Source organism: Blautia wexlerae (assembly GCF_013300825.1).
Lineage (GTDB): Bacteria > Bacillota > Clostridia > Lachnospirales > Lachnospiraceae > Blautia_A > Blautia_A wexlerae_B.
This window is the reverse complement of the sequence record NZ_JAAIMY010000014.1, coordinates 36,004-52,064: the sequence shown is the minus strand read 5'-3', so window position 1 is coordinate 52,064 and position 16,061 is coordinate 36,004. Positions and strand designations below refer to the sequence as shown.

General features: G+C 41.2%; 16 protein-coding genes. 13 read left to right on the top strand and 3 right to left on the bottom strand.

Features of this window, described 5'->3' with window-relative positions; genetic code table 11:
• The first annotated feature begins 1 nt into the window (after position 1).
• The 4 genes from G4417_RS08915 to G4417_RS08900 all read left to right on the top strand — a co-directional run bounded on the left by G4417_RS08915 (position 2) and on the right by G4417_RS08900 (position 3,925).
• Positions 2 to 1,231, top strand: a complete 1,230-nt coding sequence (locus G4417_RS08915; RefSeq protein WP_173683663.1) for a hypothetical protein — start codon at positions 2 to 4, stop codon at positions 1,229 to 1,231.
• A gap of 352 nt (positions 1,232 to 1,583) precedes the next feature.
• On the top strand, positions 1,584 to 1,940 hold the full coding sequence (locus tag G4417_RS08910) for a hypothetical protein (protein WP_243872100.1): 357 nt from the start codon (positions 1,584 to 1,586) through the stop codon (positions 1,938 to 1,940).
• Between the two features lie 83 nt (positions 1,941 to 2,023).
• Positions 2,024 to 3,559, top strand: coding sequence for a glycoside hydrolase family 32 protein (locus tag G4417_RS08905; protein WP_173683662.1), 1,536 nt, complete (start codon positions 2,024 to 2,026; stop codon positions 3,557 to 3,559).
• A 165-nt stretch (positions 3,560 to 3,724) separates the two neighbouring features.
• On the top strand, positions 3,725 to 3,925 hold the full coding sequence (locus G4417_RS08900) for a hypothetical protein (protein WP_173683661.1): 201 nt from the start codon (positions 3,725 to 3,727) through the stop codon (positions 3,923 to 3,925).
• A 189-nt stretch (positions 3,926 to 4,114) separates the two neighbouring features.
• On the opposite strand, the gene G4417_RS08895 is transcribed toward G4417_RS08900, so the two are convergent.
• Complete coding sequence (locus G4417_RS08895) at positions 4,115 to 5,215, bottom strand: serine hydrolase (protein ID WP_173683660.1); 1,101 nt, start codon at positions 5,213 to 5,215, stop codon at positions 4,115 to 4,117.
• Between the two features lie 86 nt (positions 5,216 to 5,301).
• Positions 5,302 to 6,315, bottom strand: coding sequence for an N-acetylmuramoyl-L-alanine amidase (locus G4417_RS08890; RefSeq protein WP_173683659.1), 1,014 nt, complete (start codon positions 6,313 to 6,315; stop codon positions 5,302 to 5,304).
• A gap of 624 nt (positions 6,316 to 6,939) precedes the next feature.
• Between G4417_RS08890 and rpsL the strand changes: the two genes are divergently transcribed.
• From rpsL to tuf, 4 genes are all read left to right on the top strand, one after another.
• A complete protein-coding gene (gene rpsL, locus G4417_RS08885) occupies positions 6,940 to 7,356 on the top strand; it encodes a 30S ribosomal protein S12 (RefSeq protein ID WP_008705161.1) in 417 nt (138 codons plus the stop codon).
• A 224-nt stretch (positions 7,357 to 7,580) separates the two neighbouring features.
• Positions 7,581 to 8,051 (top strand): 30S ribosomal protein S7, encoded by a 471-nt coding sequence (rpsG, locus tag G4417_RS08880; protein ID WP_020993199.1) that lies wholly within the window; start codon positions 7,581 to 7,583, stop codon positions 8,049 to 8,051.
• A gap of 17 nt (positions 8,052 to 8,068) precedes the next feature.
• Positions 8,069 to 10,189: an elongation factor G gene (gene fusA / locus G4417_RS08875; RefSeq protein ID WP_161276509.1), complete on the top strand. Its 2,121-nt coding sequence runs from the start codon at positions 8,069 to 8,071 to the stop codon at positions 10,187 to 10,189.
• A 335-nt stretch (positions 10,190 to 10,524) separates the two neighbouring features.
• Complete coding sequence (tuf, locus tag G4417_RS08870; protein WP_008705156.1) at positions 10,525 to 11,718, top strand: elongation factor Tu; 1,194 nt, start codon at positions 10,525 to 10,527, stop codon at positions 11,716 to 11,718.
• 257 nt (positions 11,719 to 11,975) lie between these two features.
• On the opposite strand, the gene G4417_RS08865 is transcribed toward tuf, so the two are convergent.
• Positions 11,976 to 12,458, bottom strand: a complete 483-nt coding sequence (locus G4417_RS08865) for a helix-turn-helix domain-containing protein (RefSeq protein ID WP_008790928.1) — start codon at positions 12,456 to 12,458, stop codon at positions 11,976 to 11,978.
• Positions 12,459 to 12,690: 232 nt separating this feature from the next.
• On the opposite strand from G4417_RS08865, the gene G4417_RS08860 reads away from it, so the two are divergent.
• From G4417_RS08860 to G4417_RS08840, 5 genes are all read left to right on the top strand, one after another.
• Positions 12,691 to 12,885 carry a hypothetical protein gene (locus G4417_RS08860; RefSeq protein WP_008373537.1) on the top strand — a complete coding sequence of 65 codons (195 nt, stop codon included), beginning with the start codon at positions 12,691 to 12,693 and terminating at the stop codon, positions 12,883 to 12,885.
• An 11-nt stretch (positions 12,886 to 12,896) separates the two neighbouring features.
• Positions 12,897 to 13,988 (top strand): site-specific integrase, encoded by a 1,092-nt coding sequence (locus G4417_RS08855; RefSeq protein ID WP_004850597.1) that lies wholly within the window; start codon positions 12,897 to 12,899, stop codon positions 13,986 to 13,988.
• 169 nt (positions 13,989 to 14,157) lie between these two features.
• Positions 14,158 to 15,240 carry an AAA family ATPase gene (locus tag G4417_RS08850; RefSeq protein ID WP_055152729.1) on the top strand — a complete coding sequence of 361 codons (1,083 nt, stop codon included), beginning with the start codon at positions 14,158 to 14,160 and terminating at the stop codon, positions 15,238 to 15,240.
• A 67-nt stretch (positions 15,241 to 15,307) separates the two neighbouring features.
• Positions 15,308 to 15,547: a hypothetical protein gene (locus G4417_RS08845; RefSeq protein WP_008793133.1), complete on the top strand. Its 240-nt coding sequence runs from the start codon at positions 15,308 to 15,310 to the stop codon at positions 15,545 to 15,547.
• 174 nt (positions 15,548 to 15,721) lie between these two features.
• The gene (locus G4417_RS08840) at positions 15,722 to 15,949 is read left to right on the top strand and encodes a DUF5348 domain-containing protein (protein WP_008373546.1); all 228 of its coding nucleotides are present in this window, start codon (positions 15,722 to 15,724) and stop codon (positions 15,947 to 15,949) included.
• Positions 15,950 to 16,061 lie beyond the last annotated feature (112 nt).

Here is a 16,061-nt window from a genome sequence, read left to right as displayed (position 1 = left end):
CATGAAGAATCGTATGCAGGATCTGGACTTCGAACAGAATGTTGCATTTGATAAAGTACAGGATTATGAATTTACCAGAAGGGCGGCACAGAGATTTCGACAGGTGGTAAGTCTGGACAGTTTTGAAGACGAAGATGCGGATGTTATTTTCCACTATTTATATAAAGAGATGGAACTGGTGTCTTTTGGCAATCATCTGAAGAGATATATTTATGAAAGGGCAGAACTGGAAGAACCTTTCTCGGAGGTTTCACAGGAAGTGTATAAAGAGATTATCGTGGATTCTTTTAAGGAAACTTATACGCCAAAATCCATGAATCCTACATCTACCAAATTGTCAGCCCTGGTGAATAACTGGTTGAATCAGGCCTCTGTAAAAAGAGAAACTGTTTTTCTGCTTGGATTTGGACTGAAAATGACCACCGAAGATGTGTCAGATTTTCTGACAAGGGTGTTGAAGGAACAGGATTTTGATTTTCATAATCCGGACGAGGTGATCTACTGGTACTGCTACAGTACGCAGCAGGGTTATCACAAGGCAGAGGAACTGAAGAAAAAATATGAGGCACTTGTTCCTGTAGAAGTGGAGAATACTCAGGTTTTATGCGGAAGCAATCTGTGCCTTGATACAGAGGAGAAATTAATTGATTATCTCGCCCGCCTGAAATCAAAAAGAGTAGATCCCATATCTGAGAAGAGTCAGGCCTTTCAGGAATTTACGAAGCTTCTATATCATGCGAAGCAGATCATCGCCGGGCTCTATCAGCATGATGAAGAGGAAAAAGGTGGGGATAAGGTGTGGACAGCAGAGCGGATTACACCTTCTGATGTGGAAAAAGTAATCTGCAGCGGAATCCCCATCAATAAAATGGGTAACCTGAAGAAAATGTCCGCCTCCATTCTGGCAAAACATTTCAGTCAGAAGCGTTTCAGCAGGCAGAGGATTACTAATATTCTGAATCATAAGCTTCCGGTAGAGCGTTTTGACCTGATCACTCTGGAGTTTTTTATTGTATCGCAGGAGATGGAGGATGATGATCCATTTAACAGATACAAACATTTCCTTGATGAGATTCAGGACATTCTGCTTCAATGCGGAATGGGCGAAATCTACATAGTGAATCCTTATGAATGTTTCCTCCTTATGTGTCTCCTGACGGACTGCCCTCTGGCAGTGTTCTCGGAGATATGGGAGAAGTCCTATGAAGAAGGAGAAGCTGAAGAGGCATAATGGTATAAACAGGAGAAGCCTTTTGCTTTAAGCAGGATAAATCAGTTCGGGATTGCCGGACGTAGATTGTTCTATTCTACACAGGCAGAGGGCTTCTTTTTTGCTCGTATTATTTTGTTAAAAACACTGCGATTTGTGCATAATATATAAAAAAAGATATATAGTATTGTTGAAAATATCAGAAAAGTAAAAAATAGCATAATTGACTCGTGACTATGAATCGTTTCAACTATATAATAAAACTATCAAATGAATCGTTTCATTTTTGAAACAACCATTGATATCAATAATGCATTCATAAAAGTGTTTATCTGAATCCGGTAGATGGAAAAATACTTTTATCCTGGCAGTTATGATCATTCCGGCTCAGACAGTTATGCTTCCGCAGTTCTCTATTATCTATAAGATGGGACTTTCAAACTCTTATCTTGCACTGGTCCTGCCTCTGGCAAAACCGGTGTATGCAACTGTTGGTATTCTTGTATTTATTGCCTGCTGGAATGATTTTGTATGGCCGGTTATGGTAATCTCAGACAGCTCCAAGCAGACCATCCAGATGGCTCTGAGCAGTCTGTTCAGTATCCAGCCGGTTAACTATGGAAATGTTATGGCTGGTCTGACATTGGTAACAATTCCGGTACTGATTATTTTCCTTAGTCTTCGGAAATACTATGTGGCAGGAATTGCATCTACAGGAGCGAAAAACTAATCTGCTAAAGCCATAAAAAATGAAATGAGCAATAACTGGAAGTATAAGATTTTTGAATGGAACAGCTAAATGGAGGATACAAAATGATATTAAACGTTGAAAAACCATATATTTGGCTCCCGGTAAGCAAGAATGCACCGGAGAGAAAACTGCATTTTTATATAGAAGAAAAAAAAATCCAGGAGATTGATATTCATCTTGGAAAAACAGATTGTGAATTTTACGGATGCTGGGATGCTTCTGCGTTCTTAGGAAAAGATCTGCAGATAGAGGGTGCAGACAAGGAACTTCTGGAAGGAATTTTCTGTTACGGGAAACCTTATGATAATGTATATCCTTATCGCCCGAAACTGCATGCTGCACCTGCAACAGGATGGCATAATGACCCTAATGGTATGGTTTATGCAGATGGATTTTATCATCTCTATTATCAGTGGAATCCATATGGAAGTATGTGGGGAAATATGCAGTGGGGTCATGTAAAGAGTAAGGATCTCTATCACTGGGAACAGGAAGGACTGGCTATTGCACCGGATGAAACAGGAACTGTTTACTCCGGCTGCGGAATTCAGGATAAAGATAATCTGACAGGCTATGGCGAAGGAGCTTTGTTGTACTTCTATACAGCTGCAGGCGGCAGAAATCAGTGGTCTGTGGATGCAGGAAATCTGTTTACCCAGAGACTGGCGTATTCTACAGATGGAGGAAAAACTCTTCAGAGATCAGAAAAATTCTGTATGCCGCATATTGTAAATGAGAACAGAGATCCTAAGGTTTTTTATCATAAAGAAAGCAAAGCATTTATTATGGTATTATACCTGGACGGATATGATTTTGCTGTCTATCGCTCAACAGATCTGCTGAACTGGGAAGAAACTCAGAGAATTTCAGAGCCTGGAATGTGGGAGTGTCCGGATCTTCTTGAACTGGAAGTTAAAAATGTATCAGGGGAAAAGAGATGGGTATTCTGGTCCGCAGATGGTTACTATATGACCGGAGAATTTGACGGGTATAAATTTAAACCTGACGGATGCCGTAAATCCGGGTATAGCTCTGTACTGCCCTATGCAGCTCAGACATTCAGTGGTGTAGATGACAGGGTGATCAGTATGGCATGGCTCCGTATGAAGAATGACAGAGGAAATTACAGAGGACTGATGTCCATTCCTACAGAATTATCCCTTGAAAAAGAAGGCAATGACTATAAAATCTGTTTTGCACCTGCCAAAGAGCTTGAGAATCTGGAAGCAGGATGGTATGATAGTCTAAAAAGCACAATTTCTCCTGAGGGACAGGCATGCAAGATCGTTCTGACTCCGGAAGCAGGTACTAAGGGAGAGTGGAGACTGACAATAGGAAGCCTGAGACTGACAGTGGATTTCTACAGCAATATCCTGAGTATTGAGGATACAGAAACACATGTATATTATATGAGGGAAAGAATCTCAACAGAACAGGAAATCAGCTTCATTTTTGATCAGGAAGTTATTGAGGTATTTGCAGAAAACGGAAAGGTATATGGCGCAGCGGAAACAGAAGAGAATATTCTGGGTATGGACTGGGAAGTTTTCAGAACAGAAGATTTAAAAGTTTCAGAAAAGATGTGTCTGTATAAATAAAGATTTTTACCGGATCAGGTAAGAATCCTGTTTCAACTATAGTCTGTCCGGATGAGAAACATGAGCGCAGATCTCGAAGCGTCTGCGTTCATGAGCATATAGTGGAAGTAGATGATTTTGTCCGTTTTATAAGCGATATACAGTAAAAAATATCAGGAGTTGTATATGGTAACAATAAAAGATGTGGCACAGGGAATGCCTGAGAAGGAAGAATATTATTATCGTATGGCAGAGCAGAATAAAGTGGATGGCATTATCTGCGTTACATATCAGGATGTTGAGCCATATGTATCGGAAAATATCTGGTATCAACAATTGTACAGCCGGTGTCGGATATGGCACGAAAGGCTGTGGAACTTTTATTAAAGAAAATAAAAGGGGAAGAGATTGAGACATTGACGATTCTTCCTGTTGAATTTGCAGAAGGAGGCACAACCCGTTAAGGGATGTGCCTCCTTCTTTTAATCGAATCAAGTAAGTTTTTTGTTTCAATTGTGAATATCTGTCTGGTTTATGACAATTATCTGGATAGACTGTAGATTCAGAAGATTGTGTTTATTCATTATAATATCCGTAGATAGCGCGTGCATCTGCAGCAATGGTGCTCTGGGCTGCACCGGTATCAGTAAGATTCTGTGACATAAAGCATACTACAAGGTCAATTCCTTTGGCTGTATCATAGATGATTGCTGCATCATTTTCTACAGTGTCAAGTTCGCCGGTCTTATTGGCAGTACCGACGCCCTCCGGAAGCTGTGCAGGAATTTTATTTTTGCGCTGCTGCATTTTTAAGTGATAATACATGGCATCTGCATTTGAAAGAGTAGAAGCGGGAAGGGTTCCGTTGACAGTCTGGTATATCTGCTTTAAAAAGGTTCCGCAGTCTTTTGCAGAGGTGTAATTGTCACCATTTTCTTTGCCGGCAAGAAGCATACGGTTCATCTGTGTGCTGGTAAATCCATGTTCCTGGCAGAAATCATTTACTTTTGCCATACCTGCAGAGTCATCGCCGTTTCCAAGCCAGTTTACCAGAGTGTTGGCTGCATCATTATCACTGACTGTTATCATGGCTGAAATATTACTGTCGATTTCATCTCCGCTGTGAGACTGGGAAAGCGTGTCGTAGCTTTCATATACAGCCCCCATAATGTACAGTTTGATCAGGCTTGCTGCTTGCATTGGAGTATCATTGATCATACCTTCAGAATCTTTCAGCAAGTTGCAGACATAGACAGACCATGTTCCATTATCAGCTGGCAGCAGGGACTGCACCTGATTCAGGAGATTATCCATACTGGAGTCAGTATTGTCAGTGAAGGTGGTGCCGGAGGAAGGGGAAAGAGTTCCGTCCTGTTGTTCAGATTCTGAAGAGGGTTCAGTTGATTCTGACTGTGCAGGAGATGTTTCTCCTGTCGCTGCCCTGACAGAGCTTTCCTGTTCTCTTAATTCATCTAACTGATCTGCCTGGTTGATAAGGGTATTTGTATCAGTGGAAATCTCCTCTACGGTTTTGGAGAGTGTCTGCACTTTTTGCTGTAGTGTGACGAGATGGTTTAGTGATAAAAATGAGACAGCAGCAAGTGCGATCACTGCAACGGTCAGTATACCGATCACTATATAGAGAAAAATGTTTTTTTCATTTGGCTTTTTATTCATTGCGGTTTTCCTTTCGTGATTATTGTAATCAGGATTGCGGGAGCTGCGAAGCTGCGTAGCAATCCGCAGATATCAAGTCAACATCATTATGATGCAAAGTAGCTGTCAATGCCATTTGCGATTCCCTGTACCATTGTTTTCTGGAATTCTGCATCGTTCATTTTCAGATCGTCATTCTGGCTTGTCATAAATCCCATTTCAAGGATTGTAACAGGAACAGTGCTCCAGTTAATTCCTGTCATCGTGTCAGTGTACTGAATCCCAAGGTTCTGAAAACCTGTTGCAGCACAGTAGGAATCGATGATGCACCGGGATAATCGATCAGACTGTTCAAACAGTTGTGGGATATAAGGATTATTCTGAGAGGGCGACATGGTCAGTGCTCCTGATGCAGTATGGGAATCATCGCCGTTTGCATGGATGCGGACATAGATTTCTGCACCCTGTGCAGCTGCATATTGTGCGCGTTCCATGTTGCTGATAGCTGTTTCATTGTCTGTTCGTGTCATGACTACATGATATCCTCTCTGTTCCAGTTCATCTCTTAGCTGAAGAGAAACTTCCAGATTGAGCTGGTATTCGGGAACACCGCTGTAGGTTCCCTGAGTTCCGCTGGTACATTTAGCCTTCATTTCAGAAGAACCGGGACCGTTTGGTTCCTGGGCACTCATATCTATGGATTCACTCTGATGACCAGGATCAATTCCTATTATATGTCCGCCTGTTTCTGCTTCGGAGGAAAACACGCCGGCACTGGAATCAGAAGAAGCGATGGTGCTGGTCTGGCTGAATACAGAAGGTCTTGATGAAGATTCTTCCGGGATTTCAGCTTTTTCTTTGGTTTTCTTCTGTGTGGCTGTCTGTTGTTTTTGTTTCATGCGATTGATATTTGACTGGACTGTGTCTATGGCGGTAGTGTACTTGTCTACTGCCTGTTTGACTTCGTCGTGTTTTGCAGTGATCTGTTCGGAGATTGTGTCGACTTCTTTTTCGGTAGTGAGGATCTGGTGCAGTGTGGTCCTGTTAAAGAAGATCAGGGCTATGATGCACAGGAGTCCTGTCAGAAACAGAAGGATGCTGATCATGCTGGGTTTCTTCATATATTATAGTGTCCTTTCCTGAGTTTATAGAATGTTATAGTGTGTCTGCAAGTTGATTTGTTTGCTTTGGTTGTTATTATAATAAAAGGGAGGGGGAAATGCAATTGTTAGTGAAGGGGACGCGCCGGATAATATTTATTTTGTGTGCGGTTTCGGACGCTAAGAGATACTAAATCTGCAGAAATCTGCTAAAAGCATGAGCAGCCCTCTCAAACTCGCTACGTTGCAAACTTCGCTCAAACACGTGAGACGGTCTGCTCATAACGCAGATTTCTGCAGATTAAGTATCTCTAAGCATCCTGCAAATGCACACAAAATAAATATTATCCGGCGCTGGGATTTGCAGTGGGGAAGTGGCAGTAAAGTGGTTGGAGGGAGAGCATATTGTCAGATAAGTTTAATATGGTGATGTAGTGTATGAGGAAAGGATTTTTTGGTTATGATAAAAATATGAAAAAATACTGTAAAATTCACGAGAAATCCCTTGACAGTGCGAGTTTTGCGGGATATAATAAGCAAGCGTGCAAAAGGAGCGTTTAATTTTTTTGCGCGTAATTACACGAATAGCAACCGCAAGGCCCCATAGAAAAATCTATGGAGAAATAAATCGGGAGGTGAAATGGAATGCCAACATTCAACCAGTTAGTAAGAAAAGGACGCCAGACATCTGTAAAGAAATCTACAGCTCCGGCTCTCCAGAAAACATTCAACTCTTTAAGAAAGAAAGCAGTTGAACAGTCTGCACCACAGAAACGTGGCGTTTGTACAGCAGTTAAGACTGCAACTCCTAAGAAGCCTAACTCAGCTCTTAGAAAAATCGCCAGAGTTCGTCTTTCCAACGGAATCGAAGTAACAAGCTACATCCCAGGAGAAGGTCACAATCTTCAGGAGCATAGCGTTGTTCTTATCCGTGGTGGAAGGGTTAAGGACTTACCTGGTACAAGATACCACATCATCAGAGGTACTCTTGATACTGCAGGTGTTGCTAACAGAAAACAGGCCCGTTCTAAATACGGCGCTAAGAGACCGAAAAAGAAATAATTCTAAAAAGGTTTCATAAGAATTTTAAGAACTGATCCTATTGTTTAGGACAGCAGGAATTAATCAATCGAAAATTCACGGAAGACTAGAACTATGAATTTGTACGGTATTCCATATACCCTGCCGGTTGCGGGTTAAATATAGGACCTTACCAGTGCGAACATGCAATAGTTATCTGCGTGAGTACCGATGATTTAATCACAATGATTAAGGAGGGAAGTAACGTGCCACGTAAAGGACATACTCAGAAAAGAGACGTTCTGGCAGATCCAATGTACAACAATAAAGTGGTTACCAAACTTATCAATAACATCATGTTAGACGGTAAGAAAGGTGTAGCACAGAAAATTGTTTACGGTGCATTCGCCAGAATCGAAGAAAAAGCTGGTAAACCAGCACTTGAAGTTTTCGAAGAGGCTATGAATAACATCATGCCACTTCTTGAAGTAAAAGCTAGACGTATCGGTGGTGCTACTTATCAGGTTCCGATCGAGGTAAGAGCAGACAGACGTCAGGCACTGGCTCTTCGCTGGTTAACAATGTTCTCTCGTAAAAGAGGCGAGAAAACAATGGAAGAAAGACTTGCAAATGAGCTTTTAGATGCAATGAACAACACAGGTGCATCCGTTAAGAGAAAAGAAGACATGCACAAGATGGCTGAAGCAAATAAAGCATTTGCTCACTATCGCTTCTAATATAGGAGGAAAATCCATTGGCTAAAGAGGGAAGAGAATATCCATTAGAGCGTACCAGAAATATTGGTATTATGGCTCATATCGATGCGGGTAAAACAACTCTTACAGAACGTATCCTGTATTATACAGGTGTCAACTATAAGATTGGTGATACTCATGAAGGTACTGCTACCATGGACTGGATGGAACAGGAGCAGGAGAGAGGTATCACAATCACTTCAGCGGCTACAACATGTCACTGGACTCTGGAAGAGAACTGCAAACCGAAGCCAGGTGCTCTGGAACATCGTATCAACATCATTGATACCCCAGGTCACGTTGACTTCACAGTAGAAGTTGAGCGTTCTCTTCGTGTACTTGACGGTGCTGTCGGCGTTTTCTGTGCTAAGGGTGGTGTTGAACCGCAGTCTGAAAACGTATGGCGTCAGGCCGACACTTACAATGTACCACGTATGGCATTCATCAACAAGATGGATATCCTTGGTGCAAACTTCTACGGTGCAGTAGAGCAGATCAAGACTCGTCTTGGTAAAAACGCAATCTGCTTACAGCTGCCAATCGGAAAAGAAGATGATTTCAAAGGAATCATTGACTTATTCGAAATGAAAGCTTACATCTACAACGATGAAAAAGGTGATGATATCTCCATCGTTGATATTCCTGAAGACATGAAGGAAGATGCTGAGCTTTATCATACAGAGCTCATTGAGAAAATCTGTGAGCTTGATGACGACTTAATGATGGAATATCTTGAAGGTGAAGAACCAACTGTTGAGAGACTGAAAGCAACATTAAGAAAAGCGACATGCGAGTGTACTGCTGTTCCGGTTTGCTGCGGTTCTGCTTACAGAAACAAAGGTGTTCAGAAACTTCTTGATGCTATTCTTGAGTACATGCCAGCTCCAACAGACATCCCTCCAATCCAGGGTGTTGATCTGGACGGCAACGAAGTAGTGAGACATTCTTCTGACGAAGAACCGTTCTCCGCACTTGCATTCAAGATTATGACAGACCCATTCGTTGGTAAACTTGCATATTTCCGTGTATACTCCGGTACAATGAATTCCGGTTCTTATGTACTTAACGCTACTAAGGACAAGAAAGAACGTGTTGGACGTATCCTTCAGATGCATGCTAACAAACGTATGGAACTTGATAAAGTATATTCCGGTGATATCGCTGCAGCGATCGGATTTAAATTCACAACAACTGGTGATACAATCTGTGACGAACAGCATCCGGTAATTCTGGAGTCCATGGAATTCCCAGAACCAGTTATCGAGCTCGCTATCGAGCCTAAGACAAAAGCTGGACAGGGTAAACTTGGTGAAGCTCTTGCAAAACTTGCAGAAGAAGATCCGACATTCCGTGCACACACAGATCAGGAAACTGGACAGACTATTATCGCTGGTATGGGTGAGCTTCATCTGGATATCATCGTTGACCGTCTCCTTCGTGAATTCAAGGTTGAGGCTAACGTAGGTGCTCCTCAGGTTGCTTACAAAGAGACAATCACCAAAGCTGTTGACGTAGACAGTAAGTATGCAAAACAGTCTGGTGGTCGTGGACAGTATGGTCACTGTAAAGTTAAATTCGAGCCTATGGATGCCAACGGAGAAGAACTGTACAAGTTCGAATCCACAGTTGTTGGTGGTGCTATTCCGAAGGAATACATTCCGGCAGTCGGCGAAGGTATCGAAGAAGCTATGAAAGCTGGTATCCTTGGCGGATTCCCTGTAGTCGGTGTATATGCTAACGTATACGATGGTTCCTACCATGAAGTCGACTCCTCTGAAATGGCATTCCACATTGCAGGTTCTCTTGCATTCAAGGATGCTATGCAGAAAGCAGCTCCTGTACTTCTTGAGCCGATCATGAAGGTAGAGGTTACAACACCTGAAGATTACATGGGTGATGTAATCGGTGATATCAACTCCCGTCGTGGACGTATCGAGGGTATGGAAGATATCGGCGGTGGTAAGATGATCCGTGGATACGTTCCACTTTCCGAAATGTTCGGATATGCTACAGACCTTCGTTCCAGAACACAGGGACGTGGTAACTACTCTATGTTCTTTGAGAAATATGAGCAGGTTCCGAAGTCTGTACAGGAAAAGATCCTTGCTAAGAAAGACTGATAATTTTGATCATCTGCAGTCTGTTGGTGTTTAAAGCCAACGGACTGCAGGAGATATAACGTTATTGTTCACTTCGTTCTCAGTAACGTTGCCAAAAATTCATTCCAGATTGTTTTCTGCAACGGAATTTTGGCATATACATGCCAAAACACCTCGTGTGATAGCGGCGTGGGTGAACTGTAATGATATAACAATTGGTAATGCAAGTTATCAAATTGTATAAAATGCTTGCAAATATTCTGATTATGCAATATAATCAAGGATAGCAAGTTTAAAACCGAAAAGATGCTCTATAATAATATAAGAGCCAATTGTTTTAAGGAGGACGTTTTAAAATGGCAAAAGCTAAGTTTGAGAGAACAAAACCGCATTGTAACATTGGTACCATTGGACACGTTGACCATGGTAAAACAACTTTAACAGCTGCAATCACAAAAGTTCTGGCTGAGAGAGTTGCTGGAAACGTAGTAGAAAACTTTGAAGATATCGATAAAGCTCCAGAAGAAAGAGAGCGTGGTATCACAATTTCTACAGCTCACGTTGAGTATCAGACAGAGAAGAGACATTATGCACATGTTGACTGCCCAGGACATGCTGACTACGTTAAGAACATGATCACAGGTGCAGCTCAGATGGATGGTGCTATCCTTGTTGTAGCAGCTACAGATGGTGTTATGGCTCAGACAAAAGAGCACGTTCTTCTTGCTCGTCAGGTAGGTGTTCCTTACATCGTTGTATTCATGAACAAATGTGATATGGTTGATGACGAAGAACTTCTTGAACTGGTTGAGATGGAGATTCGTGAACTTCTTTCCGAGTATGATTTCCCAGGAGATGATATCCCGGTAATCAAAGGTTCTGCTCTTAAAGCTCTTGAAGATCCGAACGGTGAGTGGGGAGACAAGATCATGGAACTTATGGATGCTGTTGACAGCTACATTCCAGACCCACAGCGTGACACAGATAAACCATTCGTAATGCCTGTAGAGGATGTATTCTCTATCACAGGTCGTGGTACAGTTGCTACTGGTAGAGTAGAGGCTGGTGTACTTCATGTATCTGACGAAGTCGAAATCGTTGGTATCAAAGAAGAAACACGTAAAGTAGTTGTAACTGGTATCGAGATGTTCCGTAAACTTCTTGATGAAGCTCAGGCTGGTGATAACATCGGTGCACTTCTTCGTGGTGTTCAGAGAAACGAAATCGAGCGTGGACAGGTTCTTGCTAAACCAGGAACACTTACATGCCATACAAAATTCACAGCTCAGGTTTACGTTCTGACAAAAGATGAAGGTGGACGTCATACTCCATTCTTCAACAACTATCGTCCACAGTTCTACTTCAGAACAACAGACGTAACAGGTGTTTGCAACCTTCCAGAAGGAACAGAAATGTGTATGCCTGGAGATAACATCGAAATGACAATCGAACTGATCCATCCAATCGCTATGAGCCAGGGTCTTACTTTCGCTATCCGTGAAGGTGGACGTACTGTAGGATCAGGACGTGTTGCTACAATCATCGAGTAATCACTGACTAATATATATTGAGTACCGCAAGGTACATTGTGTCCAAACGTAAGATACCCCGGAACCGTAAGGTTTCCGGGGTTTTTCTGTACTCTAAGAAAAGAATTATTCGTAAATTTATCAGGTTAGTAATAGTGAAACATTTATCAGCAAGATGAAATACAGATAAATTTATAATTAAAAAATAAGACCAGCGGTGCCAAAACGGTGCCAAAAAGAAACTCCTGCGAATGTTTGCTATTCACAGGAGTATTTTTTTACCAGCCTTTGATCTGTTTGATTTGTTCAGCACGTTCTGGATCACGATGATATTGTAATTTCAGACGGATAGTTTCCACAACTTCCTGTCTGGATTCATCATCAAGCTGATAGAACGATGTAAGCAGATTATCTACATCAGGCATACTGTTCTTACCGAAAAGGTACATCAGCGGATACATAGAATTTTTTAAGTAAGTCTTTACACGACTTGCGTCTAATGCTCCGTTCAAACCGTCTGGAAGTGTAGGATAAATCTCTTCTTCCTTAATTGTGCCAGAAAATGGACTGGCAGAACATATCTCATTCACATCAATTTGCAATTCATTCGCAAGTCTTAATGCAAAATCAAATCGAATATTGGAATCTTTTTGAATAATTGAATATAAGGTTGTAGCACTGATTCCGGTTGCCTTTGCAATTTTGCGGACATTTGTGCCTTTTTCATCAAGATATTTCTTTAAATTTTTACCGTCACCCATAGAATCCTCCTTTTTCATATATTAGAAAATTACGAAAAACATAAATCTATAAAATATCATAACACAGACGTGGAATAAAATAAAGAAAAAATAGTGTACGAAGTTCGTAAAAATGTGTTTACGAAATATTGACAACGATAGAAATACATGATATTATCAATTTACGAAAATCGTACAGATATAGAAATACAGTAAACGTATTCTATATCTGGAGAGGAAAGGAGGAGGCAATATGGCAAGTTACAATTATATGATGAGTGCTGATGAAGTGGCACAGGAATTAAACTGCTCAAAATCTCATGCCTATAAACTGGTGAAAGCTATGAATAAAGAATTATCTGCACAGGGATATATTACGATGGCTGGAAGAATACCAAAGGCGTTTTGGGCAAAAAAGATGTATGGCTATGAAATAGCAGAAAATTAGGGAGGATCAATATGGCTTACAGAGAAAAAGACACAAAAAAATGGACAGCCCAGTGGTTTGAGACAAATGTCATGGGTGAGAAGAAAAAACGCAGAAAGCGTGGATTTGAAACAAAGCGAGAAGCATTGGAGTTTGAACGAAGCAAAAAGTTGAGCAATGAGCGAAGTATGGATATGAAGCTGAGCGATTTTATTGAGATTTATTTTTCAGACAAACAAAATGATCTGAAAGATCGAACAATCAAAAATAAAAGATATATGATGCAACAGCATATCGTTCCATACTTCGGAAATCAGATGATGAGTGAAATCAAGGCTTCACAGATTATTCAGTGGCAGAATGAAATTCAGAAAAAAGGCTATTCAGATTCTTATCTGAGAATGATTCAGAATCAGTTGACCAGTCTGTTTACACATGCAGCTAAAATCTATGACTTGCCGGTTAATCCATGCAAGAAAGTGAAACGAATGGGAAATTCAGATTCAAGAAGTTTGAACTTCTGGACACTGGACGAGTACAAACAGTTTATACAGACAATGGAGCCGGGAACAAGATATTATCTTATGTTTGAGATGCTGTTCTGGACTGGATGCAGGATCGGGGAGCTGCTTGCGATTACAAAAGCTGATATCAATTTTGAAAAGAATCAGCTTAGTATCAATAAGACTTATTACCGGACAGGAATGCAGGATATTATCACAGAACCGAAAACAAAACAGTCCTTTCGGACAATCGAAATTCCGGAATTTCTGAAAGAGGAAATTAAGGAATTTGTAGATGGTCATTACGGAATGCCGGATACAGAAAGATTATTTCCGGTTGTTCAGGAAGCGGTACAGCATAAGATGAAACGGCAGATTGAGCTGGCAGGAGTGAAGAAAATTCGAGTGCATGATATCAGGCACAGCCATGTGGCTTATCTTATTGAGAAAGGTGTGGAACCGTTATTGATTCGGGACAGATTAGGTCATAAAGATATTCGTATCACATTGAACACTTATGGACATCTTTATCCAAATCAGCAGAGAAAGATTGCAAATCTTCTGGATAATGAAAATGGAAATGCTGTTACCGGATTGGGAGAAGAAAGAGATGAATGTTGAAAAGGCAAAAGAAAAAGCCCAGATAAATAATCTGAGCAAGTTCTCTGATAATCAGATTCACTGATATACCATCTTGGCAGATTCAGTATATCACGAATCGGGAAATACGACAATTCCCGAATATCTGTTCATCAGAGACTTGCCCGGAAGGGCAGGAGGAGATGATGGAATGAATATGAATGAAAAAAATAAAATTGAGAATTGTAGAATAGAACCAAAACTGAAACTGATCAATATGGATTCAGTAGAGGTGGAACAGGTAGAATGGCTGCTTTATCCGTTTATTCCTTATGGAAAAGTGACCATTATACAGGGAGATCCAGGAGAAGGCAAGACAACGATGGTACTTCAGATTATTGCAAAACTGACCAGAGGAGAGCCGATTCTTCCTGTTACTGATAAAACGAAAACAAAAGAAAAACGAAGTGATGAAGTCGATAGTGAGAATGAAGATTTAGATGCTGAAGATAATATGCAGGAACAGTCTTCTGTGTCACCTGTAAATGTAATCTATCAGACAGCAGAAGATGGACTTGGAGATACTATCAAACCCAGATTACTTGCTGCAGGTGCAGATTGTTCAAAGGTGCTGGTGATTGATGACAGTGACCAGCCACTGACAATGGCAGATGTCAGATTGGAAGAAGCAATCGTGCAGACAAAAGCAAAAATGGTTGTTCTTGATCCGATACAGGGCTTTCTGGGAGCGGACGTAGATATGCACAGGGCAAATGAGATCAGACCACTGATGAAGCGTATCGCAGTGCTGTCAGAAAAATATCACTGTGCAGTTATTTTAATCGGTCATATGAACAAAAACAGCAACGGCAAATCTTCTTATCGAGGACTTGGCTCCATTGATTTTCAGGCTGCTGCAAGAAGTGTTCTGATTGTCGGGCGAGTGAAAGATGAACCGGAAGTAAGAGTGGTATGTCATACGAAGAGTTCTCTTGCACCGGAAGGAACGTCCATTGCATTCAGACTGGATAAGAATAATGGGTTTGAATGGATTGGAGAATATGATATCAGTGCCGATGAACTTCTTAATGGAGACGGAAGAGGACAGAAAAGTCGGAAAGCAAAAGAATTTCTCCTTGAGATACTGGCAAATGGAGGAATGACTCAGAAGAAAATTGCAGAAGAAGCAGAAGCCAGAGGAATCAAAAGTAAAACGCTATGGAACGCCAAACGGGAACTTGAAATTGATTCCGTAAAACGTGGAAAGCAATGGTATTGGATGTTGCCAGAATAAAAATGGAAGATGGCAAGATTACCATTTCTTAAGAAGAGGGGATCTTGCTACCTTGAAAGGAGAATAGATGCAAAATAAAAGTGTACAGATTCCATACGAGTTATTCTTTCAGCTCTTGCAATATTTTTTGATGGATAACTACGATGGTGAAGAAATAATACGGTTGGGATTGGAGAAAAAACTGGATGCAATGGTGAATCGTGAAGTATACAGCAAATCCAAAACAGCACCAACGGAAGAAGAAAGAGAAAAGTTCCGGAAGGAATATCTGGACAGACGGGGAATACCGGAGAACTTTCGATGGTAAAGGTTCTTTCTGAACACTTTATTACAGGAGCGTGTCACGCACCTGTAGATAGCAGACAAGGAGAATGTTGGTAAGGTGTAGTCGGGAGTTGACTGGCGTAGAAGAGAATTTTCAAAAGGGAGCCCTGATTCAGGGCGCCCCTGCGGAAACGGTAGATGAAAGGAGATTGGCACAATGAGAGAAGGAAGATTAGGATATAACAGTTATAACAAAAGATATGGATTATTATCATCAGATCTATGGATTGATACAGGATTTCACTGTGGAGAATGCCTGGAAGTGTTGCTTGATGATGAATGGGTTCAGACCAGAATGGAAATGAATCCTGCAAGAGAATGGTATCTTGTAGGGACACCGTATTGTGGTGATTTGGAATATATTCGGGCAAGGATACCGGAGTAAAGGTCTCTGTACCCCCGGAGGGCGCAAGGGTACTTTTGATGGACGGTACGGCTGTCGAAAGTGCTTTTGCGTTACTTTTGACAAAAGTAACAAAACCGCCGTATCCGGCGAA

Bases quoted from the DNA above. Each gene is read 5' to 3' on its own strand.
- G4417_RS08860 (WP_008373537.1), top strand. From the start codon at position 12,691: ATGGCAAGTTACAATTATATGATGAGTGCTGATGAAGTGGCACAGGAA.
- rpsL (WP_008705161.1), top strand. From the start codon at position 6,940: ATGCCAACATTCAACCAGTTAGTAAGAAAAGGACGCCAGACATCTGTA.
- G4417_RS08890 (WP_173683659.1), bottom strand. From the start codon at position 6,315: ATGAAGAAACCCAGCATGATCAGCATCCTTCTGTTTCTGACAGGACTC.
- G4417_RS08900 (WP_173683661.1), top strand. From the start codon at position 3,725: ATGGTAACAATAAAAGATGTGGCACAGGGAATGCCTGAGAAGGAAGAA.
- G4417_RS08905 (WP_173683662.1), top strand. From the start codon at position 2,024: ATGATATTAAACGTTGAAAAACCATATATTTGGCTCCCGGTAAGCAAG.
- G4417_RS08850 (WP_055152729.1), top strand. From the start codon at position 14,158: ATGAATATGAATGAAAAAAATAAAATTGAGAATTGTAGAATAGAACCA.
- G4417_RS08840 (WP_008373546.1), top strand. From the start codon at position 15,722: ATGAGAGAAGGAAGATTAGGATATAACAGTTATAACAAAAGATATGGA.
- tuf (WP_008705156.1), top strand. From the start codon at position 10,525: ATGGCAAAAGCTAAGTTTGAGAGAACAAAACCGCATTGTAACATTGGT.
- G4417_RS08855 (WP_004850597.1), top strand. From the start codon at position 12,897: ATGGCTTACAGAGAAAAAGACACAAAAAAATGGACAGCCCAGTGGTTT.
- G4417_RS08915 (WP_173683663.1), top strand. From the start codon at position 2: ATGAAGAATCGTATGCAGGATCTGGACTTCGAACAGAATGTTGCATTT.
- G4417_RS08845 (WP_008793133.1), top strand. From the start codon at position 15,308: ATGCAAAATAAAAGTGTACAGATTCCATACGAGTTATTCTTTCAGCTC.
- G4417_RS08865 (WP_008790928.1), bottom strand. From the start codon at position 12,458: ATGGGTGACGGTAAAAATTTAAAGAAATATCTTGATGAAAAAGGCACA.
- G4417_RS08910 (WP_243872100.1), top strand. From the start codon at position 1,584: ATGATCATTCCGGCTCAGACAGTTATGCTTCCGCAGTTCTCTATTATC.
- G4417_RS08895 (WP_173683660.1), bottom strand. From the start codon at position 5,215: ATGAATAAAAAGCCAAATGAAAAAAACATTTTTCTCTATATAGTGATC.